Source organism: Mesorhizobium sp. MC2-1-1 (assembly GCF_057597255.1).
The window spans coordinates 3,933,046-3,949,764 of the sequence record NZ_CP195205.1; the positions used below are offsets into that span (position 1 = coordinate 3,933,046).

Here is a 16,719-nt window from a genome sequence, read left to right on the forward strand (position 1 = left end):
CATGGCGGGACAGTCCGAGCCAGCAACTGAAATCCCGCCCGGAGCGCTGCAATGACGGTTGCCGCGGAAGGGTCGCCGCCGCTACGCGTGGCGGGATCGAGACGAAGTCCCCTTCTGCAATCGGAAGCCGTCCAGGGCTTCGCCCTGATCAGCCCGACATTCGTCTATGCCCTTGTTCTCCTCGTCCTGCCGATCCTGGTCGTCATCGCGCATTCCTTCTGGACGCAGAACTATCTCACCATCGACCACACATTCACCCTCGAGAACTATCGGATCGCGCTGACGGAGCCGATCTACCGCGACCTGCTCTGGCGCTCGCTCTATATCTCGCTGACGGTCAGCCTGCTGACGGTGGCGCTTGCCTACCCGATTGCCTATTTCATCTCCTTCCATGGCGGCCGCCACAAGAGCCTGTGGCTGTTCCTCATCACCATCCCGTTCTGGACAAGCTACCTGCTGCGCGTGATGTCGTGGAAAGTGATCCTGGGCTACAACGGCGTGCTCAATTCCGGCCTGATGGGCCTCGGCATCATCGACGAGCCCTCGACGGCGCTGCTCTACAACTCCAGCGCCGTCATCATCACGCTGACCCATGCCTGGGCCACCTTCGCCATCCTGCCCATCTTCGTCTCGCTGGAGAAGGTCGACCGGACCCTGGTCGAAGCGGCGACCGATCTGGGCGACGGGCCGCTGCGCTCCTTCCTGTGCGTCACCCTGCCGCTGTCGGCGCCCGGCGTCATCTCGGCCGCGCTGATCGTCATGATCCCGACAGTCGGCGACTATGTCACGCCGAAGCTGGTCGGCGGCAAGGACGGCGTCATGATCGCCAACGCCATCCAGGCGCAGTTCGGCAAGGCGTCTAACTGGCCGCTGGGCGCGGCACTTTCGGTTACCACCATGATCATCGTCTCGCTGATGGCCGGCGCCACCGTGCTGATCTTACGCGCGCTGCAGAGGCTGGCGCGATGACGGCGATGAGACGCTTCCTGCCCGGCTGGCTGCCGACCTACGCCGTCCTCTATCTGTTTTTCCTTTATCTGCCGGTGATCTTCCTGCCGATCTTCTCGATCAACACGGCGGCGACGCCAAAATTCCCGCTCTCCGGCGTCACGCTGCACTGGTACGAGGACCTGCCGCGCACGCCGGCGCTGATTGACGCCACCTGGAACAGCCTGATCGTCGGCGTCTCCGCATCGATCCTGTCCACCGTGCTCGGCATTCTCGCCGCCCGCTCGATCACTCGTTACCGCTATCCCGGCCGCCGCGCCATCAACGGGCTGATCATGGCGCCGCTGGTGCTGCCGGAAGTGATCGTCGCGATCTCGATGTTGCTGGTCATGCTGCAGCTGGGCCTCAGCCTGTCGCTTTTCACCGTGGTGCTCGGCCATGTGCTGGTCTGCATCCCCTATTCGATGACCGTGCTGACCTCCGGCTTCGAGGGTTTCGACCGCAGCCTGGAGGAAGCTTCCGCCGATCTCGGCGAAAGCGCCTTCGGCACCTTCAGACGGGTCACGCTGCCGATGGTTGCTCCGGCGATCATCTCCAGCCTGCTCGTCTGCTTCACCATCTCGCTGGACGAATTCATCATTGCCTTCTTTCTCACCGGCACGGAGGCGACTCTGCCGATCTACATCTGGGGCCAGTTGCGTTTCGCGGCCAAGCTTCCCGGTGTGCTGGCGCTCGGCACCTTGCTGCTGCTGGCGTCCTTCGTGCTGATGACCGTCGCCGAAATCCTGCGCCGCCGGGCGGCGAGACGCACCCAGAACGAGGGAGGCCTCTATGCTTGAGCGGGTCCAATCCGATCGCACCCAGTCCGAGCGCACGATGATCGATATCCGCGACGTCACGCGTAGCTACGGATCCTTCAAGGCGCTGGACAGCGCCTCACTGGCGATCCGCGAGGGCGAGTTCTTCTCGCTGCTTGGCCCTTCCGGCTGCGGCAAGACCACGCTGTTGCGCATGATCGCCGGCTTCGACACGCCGACCAGCGGCTCGATCGCCGTCGACGGCCAGCCGATGGACGGCATCCCGGCCAACCGCCGGCCGACCAACATGGTCTTCCAGAGCTATGCGATCTTCCCGCACCTCGATGTCGAGCAGAATGTCGCCTACGGGCTGAGGCGGCTGAAGCTCGCCGCAGGCGAGGAGAGGCGTCGCGTCGAGGAGGCGCTGGCGCAGGTGTCACTGACCGGCCTCGGCAAGCGCCGCGCTACCGAGCTCTCCGGCGGCCAGCGCCAGCGCGTCGCTCTGGCCCGCGCGCTGGTCATGCGGCCCAAGGTGCTGCTGCTCGACGAGCCGCTTTCGGCGCTCGACAAGAAGCTGCGCGAGCAGATGCAGGTCGAGTTGCGCCGCCTGCAGCAGGCGGTCGGCATCACCTTCGTGCTGGTCACGCACGACCAATATGAGGCTTTGGCGATGTCGGACCGTATCGCCGTGATGTTCGGCGGGCGCATCGCGCAGGTCGCCTCGCCGAAAGAGATCTACCAGCGCCCGGTCAATCGCCAGGTCGCCGATTTCCTCGGCGGCATGAACTTCGTCAAAGCCGAGATCGTCGAGGAGAACGGCGCTTCGCTGCTGCTCGACACGCTGGGTTTCGGCCGCGTCAGGACCGAAAGGCCGAAGGCCTTCGTGCGCAATGGCGGCGCAGCCACGCTCGGCATCCGTCCGGAACGATTGCGCGTGCTCTGGGACAATGCGACAGCCAAATTCGAAGTCGCCGGAAAGGTCGTGGAGCGCCACTATTTCGGCGAGATCACGCATCTGATCGTCGAGATACCGGGACTCGAAAAGCCACTCTCCGTGACGGAGACCAACGATTTCGGCGCCGACGACATTCCGGTCGGCGCGCCGATCCGTCTGGCCTACGACCCGGAAGCGCTGGTTGCGATGGCCGACTGAATCTTCCCGGCCGCGATCCGCCCCGCCACGATAGCGCCCTCGACATAGCCCGGGAACGACGGCGAGATTTCCGAAGCGGCGAAATAGACGGGCGGCGCGCCGGCAAGGATCGTTCGTTCCGCGTACCGCGCGGTCACGTCGACGATGAGGTCGCTATAGGCGCCGCCGCTCCAGCGGTCATGCGTCCAGTCGCGTGCGCTGAAATCGACGATCTCCGCCGCCCGCGGGCCGAGTGCCTCGACAAGTCTTGCCGCGACTTCCGCGCGCAACGCCGCCTCGCCGAGCGGATGCCAGCGCAGCGCCAGTGGCCCGCCGACAAAGACGACAAGCGCGGCATGGTCGGCATCCCTGCTGGCGTCGCAGGCGAACAGCCCAGGCAGGTCGCGCCACATCACCATGCCGCACAGGCCTTGCTCGCGCCAGAACGGCTTTGCGTAGCGAACCAGGATCTTGATCACCGCGCCGCTTTCCCAGACGCCGAGCGCGCTTGCCAGTTCCGGCGGCAGGGCGGGCGCGAAATCGAGCTTCGCGGCCGTCGCCGGCGGCAGCGCGATCAAGACCTCGCGCGCTTCGATCGTCGCCGCGCCGACGACGATGCGGACGCCCTGCCGCACGCGCTCGACACGCGTCACAGCTTCGTTCAGCCGCAGCCGGTCGCCGAGTGCGAAGGCCAGGTCCTCCGCCAGCGATTGCATGGTGTCGCCTAGGAAATACTGCAGCTCGAACACCTCGTTGGTGATGCGGCGGTCATTGTCGATCAGGTACCAGAGCGGCACCTTGTCCGCCGCCAGGCACCACAAGCCCTCGACCAGCGAGCGGAAAGCGGCTTTGGCATCGGCCTCGTCGTGCTGGCGCTCCAGCCAATCGGCTACGGTCAGCCCGGCAATGGCCGGATCGTCCGGATCTATCCGGTTCATGCGCTCGCGGATGGCCATCGAGAGATGATAGGTGCGTTCCGCCCGCGCCGGCGTCATCGATGGATGGGTGATGAACTCGCCGTCGACATAGGTCTCGATGAAAGTCTTGCCGTGGGCCTTGGCCAGCGCCATCACTTCGGGCATATCCTCGCACAGGAACTGGCCGCCGCTGTCGATGCGCTCGCCGAGTCCGTTACAGACAGCCTCCACCCTGCCGCCGACGCGATCGCGCGCCTCCAGCACGAGGAAGTCGGTGCCGGCGCGCTGAAACTCGAGCGCGGCGGCAAGGCCGGTGAACCCGGCGCCGACGATGACGACGTCGGTTCTTTCAGTGATGCTGCTCAATAGCCGGCCTTGATCTTCTCGAACTCGGCGATCATCTTCAGCTTGAGGTCCGAAGGCAGCGGCTGCTGGAACAGTGTCTTGTCGACCCATTTTTCCACATTGTCGTAGCCCTTTTCCTTGAGAACCGCCGGGTCGACGCCGGCCATGCCCTTGGCGTTGGCCTGGCCGTAGCCCCAATCCTTGACCAGGGTGTTGGCGACTTCGGGATCGTTGACGGCGTTGAGATAGTCATAGGCCTTGTCGATGTTGCCGGGCGCGTCCTTGAACAGCACATAGCCGCACACCCAGGTCGACATGCCCTCGTCGGTGTCCTTCTTGGACTTGATCGGCACACCGGCCTTGACCGACTGCACCGTCGCGTCGTTCCAGGCCCAGGCGAGATCGACCTCGCCCCCGGAGAGCAGTTGCACGATGTCTGTGGTGTCGGTCCAATAGGAGCGAACGTTCTTGTGCACCTGGCGCAGGAAATCGGACGCCTGCTTGAACTGTTCATCCGTCATCTTGGTCCAGTCCTTGAGCCCGATGGCAAGGCTGGCCAGCGCGTAGGCGTCATCGACATTGTCGCCGATCGAAACCCTGCCCTTGTATTTCGGATCGGCGAAGACCTTCAGCGACTGCACGTCCTTTTCGGCGATCTTGTCGGAATTGTAGGTTAGCTGGGTGTCGCCCCAGTCCCAGGGCATGAACCAGGCCTTGCCGTCGGGCGTGGTGGCAAGGTTCTTCATCGCCATGATGCCCGGATTGAGATCCTTCCAGCCGGCGATCTTCGAGGTGTCGAGCGGCTGCAGCAATCCGGCTTCGCGCCACTTCACCACGCTCTGCGAGCAGGGATGGCCGAGATCGGATTTGAAGCCGGAGCGGATCTTTTCGAACGCCTCGTCCTCGTCGCCGAAGAAGGCGAAGGTCGGCGAGTCGCCGTTCTTCTCGACATATTTGCCGTGGAAGCTCGGATCCTCATAGCCGGACCAGTCGAACACGATAAGGTCCTTGTCGGCGGCGACGGCGAACGCCGCCGCCGAGGCAGCGATCGCGCTCCCAAGCGCCAATGTCAGTGTCAGGCGTCGGCTGAGTTTCTTCATGCTGTTCCATCCTCTTTGGTTGCCGGTCTTGTTTGGCCGGCTGTTGCTAACCCGGCTTTTGCTAGCCCCATCTTTTGCTAGCCCCATCTTTTGCTAGCCATAGTGTTTCGGGAAGGCGGCCGCCAAAAATGCATTGGCGGCCTGCAGGGCTGTCTCGCGGGTGGTGTCCTCGGTTCCCATCATCAGCCGCAGCCAAAGGCCTTCGAGCATGGCGCTGAGCGCCAGGGCGATGACCTGTGGGTCATAGGCGTAGCCGCCGCTCTGCTTGAGCGTCGCGCAAAGGTCGATAAAGACCTGCTGGTAATAGGCGTCGCGCGAGCTGCTCAGCGCCTGGTAAGTTGGCCGCGACTTGGCCTCGCCCCAGAAGGCGAGCCATGCGGCAAGCTTGCGCTTGTTGCAGATCGAGCGGTCGAAATCGGCCCACACCAGCGCCTGCAACTGCCTTGCCGGATCGTCGCCGGCCTTCTGCAAAGCGTTGCGCCAATGCGCCGAGTACTCGTCATACATGTGCTGCAGCGTGGCGATCAGCAGCTTTTCCTTGCTTTCGAAATGGAAGTTGACGATGCCTCGCGAGAGCCCCGCGCCGTCGGCAACGTCCGCCATGGTCGTTTCGGCATAGCCGCGCTTGGCCAGTGAATCGATCGTCGCCTCGATCAGCTGCTGTTGCCTGACCTCCTTCGAAGCCTTGCGGCCGCGCTTTTCGGCGTCGCCTTTCCGCGCCGTTTCGGGAGCCTCGCTCGCCTCTGCAGTCTTCATGGGTGTGAAGGTCTCCAGCATCGCCGGCTATCCGACCGGCTTCCAACCGCGCAGATGAGTGGGACGGTGCTCGCCACTGTCAAGCACCTTCTGCATCGCCTCCCAGGTCCTGATGTTCTTGTCGACATAGGCCGCGCCGACCGCCGCGGCCACGGGTTGATAAAGCGGCCCCTTCAGCCGCGCCAGTTCCTCCCGCGCCACCTCGCGGTACCATGGATTGCGGTCGCGCATCGTGATGTCCGCAAAGCCGGCGCGCCGCATCGCCTCGGCATAGCGCGCCGGCGATGCCATCGTGAAGGACAGGCCCTCTGCGGCGACATAGGCCTTCATCTCAGGCGACGGTTCGCCGTCATGCGAGATCATCCAGTTCGACGCGGCAAAGACGCCGCCCGGCTTGAGCACACGGAAGATCTCGGCAAACAGCGCGTCCTTGTCGGGCACATGCAGAAGCGCATCCTTTGAGAAGACAACGTCGAAGGAAGTGTCCCAGAACGGCAGCGGCCCCGGCGGCGCCTGGACAAAGCTGACGCGGTCCGCGAGGCCTTGCCGGAGTGCCCGTCGCCTTGCCGTCTCGATCACCGGCTTCTCGACATCGAAGCCGGTGGCCCGGGCCGCGCCATGGCGCGCGACCAAATGCAGCGTGATGCCCCCTGCGCCGCAGCCGATATCGAGGATCGACTTGCCGTCGAGCGAGAGGCCGTCGACAACGCGGTCGACCTCTTCCGGACCGCCCGGCGACAGATAGCCCTCGCCCCATAGCGCCTCGAGGAAGCGGATGGCGGTGTCGTCATATTCCGGCTCGGCGTCAGCCGTCTCGATCATCGGATCGTCAACCCAAAATGGCGATGTGGATCAATCCAGAATGCCGGCAAAGCCTAGCGCATCAATGGGAAAACGCAACACCATTTGTTGAACATTCATTCAATATGGCTGGACAAAAAACCGTGACCCGTGCCAAATTCGAGTGGTCAGGAAACAAGACGCGCCGGGCAGTTACAGCAAAAGTCCGGAGTTGCGTGAAAACGAGAAGACAACAGGCAGCCGGACGGAGGCTCAGTGCGCATGAAGGCATGGGACGCGATCGTCATCGGCGGCGGCCACAACGGCCTGGTCAATGCCTGTTACCTGCAGCGCGCTGGGCTCGACGTGCTGGTGGTGGAGAAAAACGACTGGGTCGGGGGCGCAGCGACCAGCCGCGAGCTGACGCCGGGCTTCCTCTATTCCAACTGCTCCTATGTCTGCTCGTTGTTCCGGCCCGAAATCATGCGCGATCTGGAATTGCCGCGCTTCGGCCTGCAGGTGATCTCCTATGAAGGCGGCGCAGTGTTCACGCGCGACGGCGACTATCTCGCCAACTACCGCGACCATGACGCGCATCGCCGCGAGTTCGCGCGCTTCTCGAAACGCGACGCCGAGGCCTATAACCGCTATTCGCGCGACGTCACGAGGCGGTGCCGCTTCATCCAGCCGCTGTTGATGCGCACCGCGCCCGACCCGACCAGCTTCAGGCCGCGCGACCTTGGCGAATTGCTCTATCTCGGCAGGAAATTCGCCGGCCTCACCGCCGAGGAAATGGCGCTGACCTTGCGGTTCTGGACCATGTCGATCTCCGACTTCCTCGACGAGTATTTCGAGACCGATGTCATCAAGGCGAACTTCGCGCTGTCCGGCATCATCGGCACGGCACTCGGCCCTATGTCGCCCGGCACCGCCTATGTGCTCCTGCACCATTACATGGGCGAGGTCGACGGCTCGGTTGGCGCCTGGGGCTATGCGCGCGGCGGCATGGGCGCCGTCACCAAGGCGCTGGCCGCCTCCTTCAAGGCCTGTGGCGGCACGATCCGCACCGGCGCCGAGGTCGACCATGTGCTGGTAAGGAACGGCAAGGCCAAGGGCGTCGTGCTGGCCGGCGGCGAAGAAATCCAAGGCAAGCTCGTCGTCTCCAATGCCGACGTCAAGCGCACCTTCCTGAAGCTGGTCGAGGAGAAGGAACTCCCCGACATCTTCCTGCGCCGCGTCCGGAACTTCAAGATCCGCGGCTCGTCCGGCAAGGTCAATATCGCGCTGGATTCGCTGCCCGAGTTCCCGGCTTTGCCGAAAGATTCGCCGGTCTACCGCGCCGACATGCACTTCACCGATTCCATCGAGCGCATGGAGCGGGCCTATGACGACTGGAAGGCCGGGCGCTGGTCGGCCGACCCGTTCCTCGACATGATGATCCCGACCACGCTCGACCCGACCATGGCGCCGCCGGGCAAGCATTTCATGAGCTGCTTCGTGCAATATGCGCCGCCGAAGATAAGGGGGGCGGACTGGACCGATGCCGATCGCGACGGCTTCGCCGAGAGCGTGATCTCGCAGATATCCGCATACTCTCCCGGCTTCCGCGACCGCATCGTCCACATGGAAGTGCGCACGCCGCGCGAGATCGAAGCCGAGGTCGGGCTGACCGAAGGCAACATCTTCCAGGGCGAGCTCACCTTCGATCAACTGCTCTTCAACCGCCCGGTGCCCGGCTACGCGCAATACCGTTCGCCGGTCGGCGGGCTCTATATGTGCGGCTCCTCCACCCATCCGGGTGGCGGCGTCATGGGCGCGCCCGGACGCAACGCCGCCGCCGAGATCCTGCGCGACCTCGCCAAGCCGACCCTGCATATGAGCCCGGCCCATGACGTCATCTGATTTGAACTGGGACGCGATCGTCATCGGCGGCGGCCACAACGGCCTTGTTGCCGCCGCCACGCTGGCCAAGTCGGGCCGCAAGGTGCTGCTGCTCGAGGCCGACAACGAGCTCGGCGGCGCCGCGCGTACCGAGGAATTCGCGCCCGGCTTTCGCGTCTCGGCGGTCGCGCATCTGCTCAATCGCCTGCATCCCGAAGTCGTCAAGACGCTGGAGCTGGAGCGGCATGGGTTGAGGATCGAGCGCGGCGATATCGTGCCGTCGGTCGCGCTGTCGAAGGATGGTCCGCTGGTGCTGTACGGCGCCTATGGCGAGGTGCTGACCGGCGCCAGCGCGTCGGAGCAATCCGCCTGGAAGGAGCTGCGTGCGCAATTGCTGCGCTATGCAGGCGTGCTGAAACCGTTCCTGTCGCGCCGACCGCCTGACCTCGCCAACCTGTCGCTCGCCGAGATGACCGGGCTCGGCCAGACCGCGCTGGCGCTGAAGAAGCTCGGCAAGGAAGACATGCGCGATTTCCTGCGTGTGCTTCTGATGAATGTCTACGACCTGCTCGACGAGCAGCTCCAGGACGACCGGCTGAAGGGCCTGCTTGCCTTCGACGCGACACTTGGCTCGCATCTCGGCCCGCGCTCGCCGACCTCGCTGATCGGCCTCTACTACAGGCTGGCCGGCGAAATCGGCGGTCTTGCCGGCGCGCAGATACAGCCGAAAGGCGGCATGGGCGCGGTCGTCGCCGCTATCCGCGCGGCGGCGGAGAAGGCGGGCGTCTCGATCCGCCAGGCTTCGCCGGTCGCCAAGGTGATCATCGAGAAGGGCCGCGCCGTGGGTGTCGTCACGCAGAGCGGCGAAACGCTGCGCGCAAAAGCGGTCGTCTCGGCCATTAATCCCGCAACGACGATCCTCGACCTCGTCGGCCCGCGCGAAGTCGACACCGGTTTCATGCGCAAGGTCAGAAACATCCGCATGAAGGGTGACGCGGCGAAGCTCCATCTGGCGCTCGAGCGGCCGCCGCAATTCACCGGCGTCGACGCCGCCGGCCACAATGGCCGCCTCGTCATTGCGCCTTCGCCCGGCCATGTCGAACGCGCCTTCAACCCGTCGAAATATGGCGAGTTCTCGCCTGAGCCGGTGATGGAGATCACGCTCCCCAGCCTGGCCGCCCCATCGCTTGCACCGTCAGGCGCCTGCGTGCTGTCGGCGGTGGTGCAATACGCGCCCTACGCGCTGAAAGAGGGCTGGGTCGCCGGCAAGCCGCAATTCCTTAAGGCGATCATGGCGCAGCTCGAAGCCCATGCACCGGGCATCGGCGCGACGGTTCGCCATGCCGAGCTTTTGACCCCGGCCGATATCGAGGCCCGCTACCGCATGCCTGGCGGCCATTGGCACCATGGCGAATTGCAGGCCGACCAGATGCTGATGTCGCGGCCGGTCTCCGGCTGGTCGGGCTACGACACGCCGCTCGAAGGACTGTTCCTGGCCGGGGCAGGCTCGCATCCCGGCGGCGGCATCTCCGGCGCGCCTGGCCTCAACGCCGCGCGCCGCATCATCGCGATGAGGGCATGACCATGGCACGGGCAACCAGGAAGAAGCCCATCGACACCGACGCCGACACGGCGCTCGACGCCCGCGCCCTCGCGCAATCCCACTTCCGCACACTGCGGCTCGGCACGCCCTTCCAGCCGCGCATCGACGCGCTGGGGCTGAAGCAGGACTGGTACAACTGGGCCGGCTACCGCGCCCCGCATTCGCTGTGGGACGAGGAGCTCGAATATTTCGCCATCCGCAGCCAGGCGGCGCTGTTCGACATCTCGCCGATGGTCAAATACCGCATCGAGGGCCCGGATGCCGAAGCCTATCTCGACCGGGTCACCTTGCGCGACGTCACAAAGCTCAAGCCCGGCCGCGTCCACTATACCGCCTGGTGCGACGACGAAGGTTTCGTGCTCGACGACGGCACGTTGTTCAGGCTCTCGCCGACACGCTTCCGGCTGTGCTCGCAGGAACGGCATCTGCCCTGGCTGCTGGACAGCGCCATCGGCTATGAGGTGAGCGTCGAGGAAGAGACAGAGGCCGTCGCTGGCTTGGCGTTGCAAGGCCCGACCTCCTTCGCCATCCTGCGCGACGCGAGCTTTGCCGGCGTCGAGCGGCTGAAAATCTTCGACCTCGCCGAATTCGCGCATGACGGGGGAACCGTCATCATTTCGCGCACCGGCTTCACCGGCGATCTCGGCTACGAACTGTTCGTGCCGGCGGACAAGGCGCTCAGCCTGTGGGACCGGCTGATGGCGGCGGGCGAGCTGCGCGGCATCCGCGCCATCGGCTACGCGGCGCTCAACCGTGCTCGCCTCGAAGCCGGGCTGATCGTCGCCAATGCCGACTTCACCACCGCCGAGCACGCCATCCGCTCCGATCGCCTGCGCATGCCGGATGAGATCGGCCTCGGCTTCATGATCGATCCGGAAAAAGATCATTTCAATGGCCGCCGGGCCATCCTCGAAGCCCGGGCGAAAAAGAAGCTGCGCCATGTGCTTGTCGGGCTGGAGATCGAAGGCAACATCCCGGCCGAGCATGCCATCGTCTACTACAAGAAGGCCCAGGAGGTCGGACTGGTGAGCGCGGCGATGTGGTCGCCCATGGCAAAGCGCAACATCGCGCTCGCCTCGCTAGAGAGGCCCTATGGCGACACGATCCTCGACGACCTCTGGGTCGAGATCTACGCCATGCGCGAGCTGCAGTATCAGAAGCTGATGAAGAAGGCGAAGGTGGTGCCGCGGCCCTTCATCAGGCTCGACCGCCGCACCGCCAACCCGCCGGCGGACTTTTGACCATGGCAAGCGCGGCGCAAGAGCCCGAAGCGGAAGCCGCCGAGCAGTGGCAGCTCGTCAACACGCCGCTCGGCGAGATGTGGTCCGGCCGCACCCGCTACGCGGCGGCGATGTATTTCTTCAAGCGCGGCGAGATGAATGCCGAGACGCTGGAAGTCTACCGCATCTGCGCCCGGCTCGATGCGGAAAATCCCTTGCCGATCATCCGCGACCGTGGCGTAGGCAAGGAATGGCTGAAGCGAATGGGTGCGTAGCGGAATCCGCAACGAGAAGTGCTGAGCTCCGATCCTATCCGATCGTTCTTTCCAGCACGCTCAACCAATTTTTGTAGGCGATCTTCTCGATCAGCGGCCGTCCGAAACCACGCGCGGCCAGCGCATCGATGAGCTTGGGCAGGCCGGCGACGTCGCCGATGGGAGCCGGAATCATGGCGCCATCGAAATCCGAGCCCAGACCCACGCCATCCTCGCCCAGGGCCTGCAAAAGCGAATCGATGTGGCGCACCATGATATCGATGCTTGTGTCGGCGTTCATGCGACCGTCCTCGCGCAGGAAGCCGGTGGCGAAGTTGAGGCCAACCATGCCGCCGGACTCGCGGATCGCGCCGAGCTGCCAGTCGGTCAAGTTGCGGGAATGGCCGCAGATCGCATGCACGTTGGAATGGGTCGCGACCAGCGGCGCGTCGCTCAAACCCGCGACATCGCGAAAACCCTTCTCGTTGAGATGCGAAAGGTCGATCATGATTTTCAGCCTGTTGCAGGCCTGGACCAGCGCCTTGCCGGCATCGGTGAGGCCAGGCCCGGTATCGGGCGACGACGGGAAGCGGAACGGCACGCCATTGCCGAAGGCGTTCGGGCGGCTCCACACGATGCCCAGCGAGCGCAGGCCGGCGGCATGAAGCACATCGAGCATGGCAAGTTCGGGGTCGATCGCCTCGACGCCTTCGATGTGGAACACTGCGGCGATCGAGCCTTTGGCCATCGCCTCCCGCACATCGCCGGCGCTGCGGCAGACGGTGAGCGCGCCGGCGCGTTCCAACCGGATCAGGATCGAAGCCATGCCGATGGTCGAGGTGATCGCCTCGGCCTGCGGCAGCTCCGGAGGCAGCGGCTCGTTGTCGCTCGGCGCCGGCGGCACGGCGCTGCGCTTCGACTTTTCGACCGGCGGCGGAAAGATAGCGAACATGCCGCCGGCAAAGCCGCCTTTCCTGGCGCGCGGCAGGTCGATATGGCCGCCCGGCGTCCCCTCGATGAACAGCTTTTCGACATCGGCTTCCTTCGACTGGTAGAGCCGAAGCAGCGTGTCGTTATGTCCGTCGAAAACGGGGATCAAGTCGGTATCGGTCATCAGGGAAGCCATTCGAATCGGTGACGGGCGGGACGGCAGGTTTCGTCCGAGCGAGCCGTCAACTTAGGCAAGATGGCCGGCGTGCGCAAATGCCAAGCCAGTATTTGCATTTAGGGCTGGGCCTCAAAAAAGAGAGGCCCAGCTTCGGCATAAGACTTATTGCTTCAAAACATCCGCCCATTCCGGGTGACGCCGGAACTGGGCGTTGGCGAAGGGGCAAAGCGGGATGATCTTCTTGCCGGCGGCGCGCGCATCCTCGACCGCGCGGGTGACGAGCCGCAGCCCGGCGCCCTGGCCGCGAAAGACATCCGGCACCTCGGTATGGTCGATGATGAGCTGGTGCTCTCCGATCTTGGTGAAGGTCATCTCGGCCTCGGCCCCGCCCGGTCCGCGCAGCACGTAGCGCCCCTTGGAGCCGCGGTCTTCCAGTTCGATCTCGGGCAGTTGGTCAGCCATTTCATTTGCCTCCTTTGAGCATGATGCCGAAAAGTGTGAAGCGGTTTTCGGACGACATCATGCTCTATCTCTTTGAATTAGAGCCGGCGCCGGCGCAAAGAGCCGCCGGGCCGCTTCGATTTCATTCGGCCGAACCTCATGCCCGCCGTCGTGCCATTCCACTGTGACATCGGCGCCGTCGGCGCGCAAATAGCCCTCCAGCCGCGAGGTCAGATTGGGCGGGCAGATCGGATCACGCCTGCCGGCCGTGATCAGGATCTGGCGGCCGGCAAGGCTGCCTCGCACCTCGGGCTCGAATGGGATCAGCGGATGCATCAGCGCCGTCGCGTCGAATAGCCCCGGCTCCGCGAACACCACCGAAGCCAGGATGTTGGCGCCGTTTGAGTAACCCAGGCCGAGCACCGCCGAAGGCTCCACCGCCGCGACATGCGCCCTGACGAAGCCCGCCATCTTCGATGTCGCGCGCGCCAGGTCGCCCATGTCGTAGACGCCCTCGCCGGTGCGGCGGAAGAAACGGGCAGCGCCATGCTCCGACACATCGCCGCGTGGCGAGATGATCGTCGCCGAAGGCACAAGGTCGCGGCCGAAACCAAGCAGCTGGTTCTCATCCGCGCCGGTGCCGTGGAAGACGAAGAGCAGCGGACTGCCCGGCGAACCGGGCAGCATTTTGTAGATGTAGGCGTCCTTGCTCATGGCTTCAGCCTTCCAGCTTCTGCAGATGTTCTTCGAGATAGGGCCGCAGATGCTGGTGCTGCGTCGGCAGCTTCAGCGCCTCGCCGAGATGCGCGGTATCCTCGTCGCGGTCGAAGCCGGGCTCGTTGGTCGCCACCTCGAACAGCACGCCGCCGGGCGTACGGAAATAGATCGCCCAGAAATAGTCGCGATCGATCACCGGCGTCACGCCGTAACCCGTGTCGATCAACGCCTTGCGCACTTCGAGCTGCTTGGCGCGGTCCTCGACCGCGAAGGCGACATGGTGCACCGAGCCGGCGCCGAGATTGGCAAAGCCTGCACCCGGTAGCGATTCGATGTCGACGACGTCGGCGCCATTGCCGTTCTTGATCGCAAGTCGGCGGATGTTGCCGGACTTGTCGACTTCCTCATAGCCCATGAACTTCAAGAGCTCCTCGGTGGCGCCGCCGTCCTTCAGCCTGAGCGAGACCGAGTGGAAGCCGCGGATGGCCTCGTCGCCGGGAACCCCGCCCTTGACCCAGGGCGCCCTGCTGTCGGCCTTATCCTCGACCAGCGCGAAACTGTCGCCGTCGGGTCCGGTGAAGGTGAGCCGCTTCTCGCCGAAACTTTCCGCGCGGGCGACATTGCCCACGCCCTCGTCGGCGAAGCGTTTTTCCCAATAGCCGAGCGTGCCTTCCGGCACCGAGAACACCGTGGTGCCGACTTCGCCGACGCCGTGCCGACCCTTGCCGATATCGGGGAACGGGAAATAGGTCATCACCGAGCCGGGCGTGCCGACCTCGTCGGCGTAGTAGAGATGGTAGACGTCCGGGGCGTCGAAATTGACCGTCTTCTTCACCCGGCGCAGGCCGAGCTTCTTGGTGAAGAACTCATTGTTGCGGCGTGCGTCGCTCGCCATCGAGGTGACGTGATGCAGGCCCTTGATCTGATTGAGCATGATCGTGCTCCTTCCCTTGTTCTTGCGGCCCTCGCCGCTGTCCTCGCCAATATGAGGATAGGCGGGCCAGCGGCAAAGCAGGCAAACACAGAATGGACTGTATCATAAAAGTGAACGACTGTTCAAAATCTGTTCACGATTCCATAACCCGGTGTTGACTTGCAACGCGGGTGATTTCCGTACATCTGGGCTCTTCACAAGGAGACGATCTTGCACCTCCAGCCTCGCCGCCCGAATGTTCTCCTCATCACTTGCGACCAGTGGCGCGGCGATTGCCTGTCGGCGGCCGGCCATCCGGTCGTGAGGACGCCAAATGCCGATGCATTAGCTGCCGAGGGCGTGCTTTTCCGCCGCCATTATGGCGGAGCGGCTCCCTGCTCGCCGGCGCGCGCCTGCCTATATACCGGCCTCTACCAGATGAACAATCGCGTCTGCCGCAACGGCACGCCGCTCGATGCGCGCCATGGCAACATCGCGCTTTCGGCGCGCGCGGCAGGATATGATCCCACCCTCTTCGGCTATACCGACGTCTCGCTCGATCCGCGCCAGCTTGCGGCCGGGGATCCGCGCCTGCGCAGTTACGAAGGCGTGCTGCCTGGCTTCACAGTACGGCAGGCCCTGCCTGAACATCAGAAGCAGTGGTTGTCCTGGCTGCGCGCTCAAGGCATCGAGACCGGTGCCGGCAGTCCCGACATCCATCGTCCCGCCGAAGGCCAGGCCAAAGTCGACGTGACGAACGCGCCGCCGGTCTATTCGAAGGACCAGACGCCGACCGCGTTTTTGGCCGGCGAGTTCATCCGATGGCTCGGCGAGCAGGAGAAAAGCGCGCCATGGTTCGCGCACATCTCATTCATCAGCCCCCACCCGCCCTTCATCGTGCCGGAGCCCTACAACACCATGTACGATCCGGCCGAAGGCCCCGCTTTCAAGCGCGCGGCGGACCGGCAAGCCGAAGCCGCAAGCCACCCCTACCTCGCCTACGATCTGGCCCTACAGAAAAGAACGAAATTCGTTCCGGGCATGGAGGGTAGCGTGCCCGACTGGAGCGAGGAGAACTTCCGCCGTATCCGTGCGATCTACTATGGCATGATTTCGGAGGTCGATGCCCAGCTCGGCCGCATCTGGCAGGCTATCAGATCACTGGACGCGTGGGACGATACCGTCATCGTGCTCACATCGGACCACGCCGAGATGATGGGCGACCATTTCATGCTCGGCAAGGGCGGCTTCTTCGACGCCAGCTACCACATTCCCCTGATCATCCGTGACCCACGCCGGAGAGCCGCAGCCGGTTCATCTGTCGACCGTTTCACCGAGGCCGTCGACATCTTCCCGACGCTGCTCGAATCGATCGATGCGGCGCCGCAGCCTCATCTTGACGGCAGATCGCTCGCGCCGTGGCTTGATGGCGAGACTCCAACCGGGTGGCGCGACGCCGCGCATTGGGAGTTCGATTTCCGCACGATCGCCGGCGGCGAAGCGGAACGCCATTTCGGCGTCGGCCCCCGTCAGTGCAATCTCGCCGTCATCCGCACCATGGACTTCAAATACGTCCATTTCGGCGGCGGCCTGCCGCCACTGCTGTTCGATCTGTCGAAAGATCCGGACGAACTGGATAACGTCGCCGGCGATCCGGCCTATCTGCCGATAAGGCTCGAGTTCGCGGAGAAGATGCTCGCCTGGCGCGCCGCTCATCTCGATCAGTCTCTGGCACTGGCCGAACTGACAGAGAGCGGTGTGGCCGGCCATATCGCCGGGCGGCCTACCCCTGCAACATAAGAAAGCC

The 16,719-nt window shown here is 64.4% G+C and carries 16 protein-coding genes; 8 read left to right on the forward strand and 8 right to left on the reverse strand.

Annotation, left to right across the window (positions count from 1 at the left end):
- The first annotated feature begins 51 nt into the window (after positions 1-51).
- The 3 genes from ACR64R_RS19445 to ACR64R_RS19455 are packed head-to-tail and all read left to right on the forward strand — an operon-like array spanning position 52 to position 2,898.
- The gene (locus ACR64R_RS19445; protein WP_487357918.1) at positions 52-969 is read left to right on the forward strand and encodes an ABC transporter permease; all 918 of its coding nucleotides are present in this window, start codon (positions 52-54) and stop codon (positions 967-969) included.
- Positions 966-1,787 carry an ABC transporter permease gene (locus ACR64R_RS19450; RefSeq protein WP_487357919.1) on the forward strand — a complete coding sequence of 274 codons (822 nt, stop codon included), beginning with the start codon at positions 966-968 and terminating at the stop codon, positions 1,785-1,787. Before ACR64R_RS19445 ends, ACR64R_RS19450 begins: the two co-directional genes overlap by 4 nt.
- A gap of 37 nt (positions 1,788-1,824) precedes the next feature.
- A complete protein-coding gene (locus ACR64R_RS19455; RefSeq protein WP_487362493.1) occupies positions 1,825-2,898 on the forward strand; it encodes an ABC transporter ATP-binding protein in 1,074 nt (357 codons plus the stop codon).
- On the opposite strand, the gene ACR64R_RS19460 is transcribed toward ACR64R_RS19455, so the two are convergent.
- From ACR64R_RS19460 to ACR64R_RS19475, 4 genes are all read right to left on the reverse strand, one after another.
- Positions 2,862-4,160, reverse strand: coding sequence for a flavin monoamine oxidase family protein (locus tag ACR64R_RS19460; RefSeq protein ID WP_487357920.1), 1,299 nt, complete (start codon positions 4,158-4,160; stop codon positions 2,862-2,864). The genes ACR64R_RS19455 and ACR64R_RS19460 overlap by 37 nt on opposite strands.
- Positions 4,157-5,239, reverse strand: a complete 1,083-nt coding sequence (locus ACR64R_RS19465; protein ID WP_487357921.1) for an ABC transporter substrate-binding protein — start codon at positions 5,237-5,239, stop codon at positions 4,157-4,159. Before ACR64R_RS19465 ends, ACR64R_RS19460 begins: the two co-directional genes overlap by 4 nt.
- 93 nt (positions 5,240-5,332) lie before the next feature.
- Positions 5,333-6,016, reverse strand: a complete 684-nt coding sequence (gene betI / locus ACR64R_RS19470; protein WP_487357922.1) for a transcriptional regulator BetI — start codon at positions 6,014-6,016, stop codon at positions 5,333-5,335.
- A gap of 6 nt (positions 6,017-6,022) precedes the next feature.
- The gene (locus ACR64R_RS19475) at positions 6,023-6,817 is read right to left on the reverse strand and encodes a class I SAM-dependent methyltransferase (protein WP_487357923.1); all 795 of its coding nucleotides are present in this window, start codon (positions 6,815-6,817) and stop codon (positions 6,023-6,025) included.
- A 240-nt stretch (positions 6,818-7,057) separates the two neighbouring features.
- On the opposite strand from ACR64R_RS19475, the gene ACR64R_RS19480 reads away from it, so the two are divergent.
- From ACR64R_RS19480 to ACR64R_RS19495, 4 genes are read left to right on the forward strand one after another with little or no spacing between them, the layout of a single operon-like run.
- Positions 7,058-8,677, forward strand: coding sequence for a phytoene desaturase family protein (locus ACR64R_RS19480; RefSeq protein WP_487357924.1), 1,620 nt, complete (start codon positions 7,058-7,060; stop codon positions 8,675-8,677).
- Entirely contained in the window at positions 8,664-10,238 is a 1,575-nt protein-coding gene (locus tag ACR64R_RS19485; protein WP_487357925.1) for a phytoene desaturase family protein, read from the forward strand. The genes ACR64R_RS19480 and ACR64R_RS19485 overlap by 14 nt, the downstream gene beginning before the upstream one ends.
- Positions 10,239-10,240: 2 nt before the next feature.
- Positions 10,241-11,500: an aminomethyl transferase family protein gene (locus tag ACR64R_RS19490; protein WP_487362494.1), complete on the forward strand. Its 1,260-nt coding sequence runs from the start codon at positions 10,241-10,243 to the stop codon at positions 11,498-11,500.
- A 2-nt stretch (positions 11,501-11,502) separates the two neighbouring features.
- Positions 11,503-11,754, forward strand: a complete 252-nt coding sequence (locus ACR64R_RS19495; protein WP_487357926.1) for a hypothetical protein — start codon at positions 11,503-11,505, stop codon at positions 11,752-11,754.
- A 34-nt stretch (positions 11,755-11,788) separates the two neighbouring features.
- Here ACR64R_RS19495 and ACR64R_RS19500 read toward each other — a convergent pair whose 3' ends face one another.
- From ACR64R_RS19500 to ACR64R_RS19515, 4 genes are all read right to left on the reverse strand, one after another.
- Positions 11,789-12,847: a dipeptidase gene (locus ACR64R_RS19500; RefSeq protein ID WP_487357927.1), complete on the reverse strand. Its 1,059-nt coding sequence runs from the start codon at positions 12,845-12,847 to the stop codon at positions 11,789-11,791.
- Between the two features lie 156 nt (positions 12,848-13,003).
- Entirely contained in the window at positions 13,004-13,303 is a 300-nt protein-coding gene (locus ACR64R_RS19505) for a GNAT family N-acetyltransferase (protein WP_027166574.1), read from the reverse strand.
- A 57-nt stretch (positions 13,304-13,360) separates the two neighbouring features.
- Positions 13,361-13,996 carry an alpha/beta hydrolase gene (locus tag ACR64R_RS19510; RefSeq protein WP_487357928.1) on the reverse strand — a complete coding sequence of 212 codons (636 nt, stop codon included), beginning with the start codon at positions 13,994-13,996 and terminating at the stop codon, positions 13,361-13,363.
- A gap of 4 nt (positions 13,997-14,000) precedes the next feature.
- Complete coding sequence (locus ACR64R_RS19515) at positions 14,001-14,933, reverse strand: VOC family protein (RefSeq protein ID WP_487357929.1); 933 nt, start codon at positions 14,931-14,933, stop codon at positions 14,001-14,003.
- Between the two features lie 210 nt (positions 14,934-15,143).
- On the opposite strand from ACR64R_RS19515, the gene ACR64R_RS19520 reads away from it, so the two are divergent.
- Positions 15,144-16,712 carry an alkaline phosphatase family protein gene (locus ACR64R_RS19520; protein WP_487357930.1) on the forward strand — a complete coding sequence of 523 codons (1,569 nt, stop codon included), beginning with the start codon at positions 15,144-15,146 and terminating at the stop codon, positions 16,710-16,712.
- The last annotated feature ends 7 nt before the right edge of the window (positions 16,713-16,719 follow it).

Bases quoted from the DNA above. Each gene is read 5' to 3' on its own strand.
- ACR64R_RS19480 (WP_487357924.1), top strand. From the start codon at position 7,058: ATGAAGGCATGGGACGCGATCGTCATCGGCGGCGGCCACAACGGCCTG.
- ACR64R_RS19505 (WP_027166574.1), bottom strand. From the start codon at position 13,303: ATGGCTGACCAACTGCCCGAGATCGAACTGGAAGACCGCGGCTCCAAG.
- ACR64R_RS19495 (WP_487357926.1), top strand. From the start codon at position 11,503: ATGGCAAGCGCGGCGCAAGAGCCCGAAGCGGAAGCCGCCGAGCAGTGG.
- ACR64R_RS19450 (WP_487357919.1), top strand. From the start codon at position 966: ATGACGGCGATGAGACGCTTCCTGCCCGGCTGGCTGCCGACCTACGCC.
- ACR64R_RS19485 (WP_487357925.1), top strand. From the start codon at position 8,664: ATGACGTCATCTGATTTGAACTGGGACGCGATCGTCATCGGCGGCGGC.
- ACR64R_RS19445 (WP_487357918.1), top strand. From the start codon at position 52: ATGACGGTTGCCGCGGAAGGGTCGCCGCCGCTACGCGTGGCGGGATCG.
- betI (WP_487357922.1), bottom strand. From the start codon at position 6,016: ATGCTGGAGACCTTCACACCCATGAAGACTGCAGAGGCGAGCGAGGCT.
- ACR64R_RS19455 (WP_487362493.1), top strand. From the start codon at position 1,825: ATGATCGATATCCGCGACGTCACGCGTAGCTACGGATCCTTCAAGGCG.
- ACR64R_RS19500 (WP_487357927.1), bottom strand. From the start codon at position 12,847: ATGACCGATACCGACTTGATCCCCGTTTTCGACGGACATAACGACACG.
- ACR64R_RS19510 (WP_487357928.1), bottom strand. From the start codon at position 13,996: ATGAGCAAGGACGCCTACATCTACAAAATGCTGCCCGGTTCGCCGGGC.
- ACR64R_RS19465 (WP_487357921.1), bottom strand. From the start codon at position 5,239: ATGAAGAAACTCAGCCGACGCCTGACACTGACATTGGCGCTTGGGAGC.
- ACR64R_RS19490 (WP_487362494.1), top strand. From the start codon at position 10,241: ATGGCACGGGCAACCAGGAAGAAGCCCATCGACACCGACGCCGACACG.
- ACR64R_RS19475 (WP_487357923.1), bottom strand. From the start codon at position 6,817: ATGATCGAGACGGCTGACGCCGAGCCGGAATATGACGACACCGCCATC.
- ACR64R_RS19515 (WP_487357929.1), bottom strand. From the start codon at position 14,933: ATGCTCAATCAGATCAAGGGCCTGCATCACGTCACCTCGATGGCGAGC.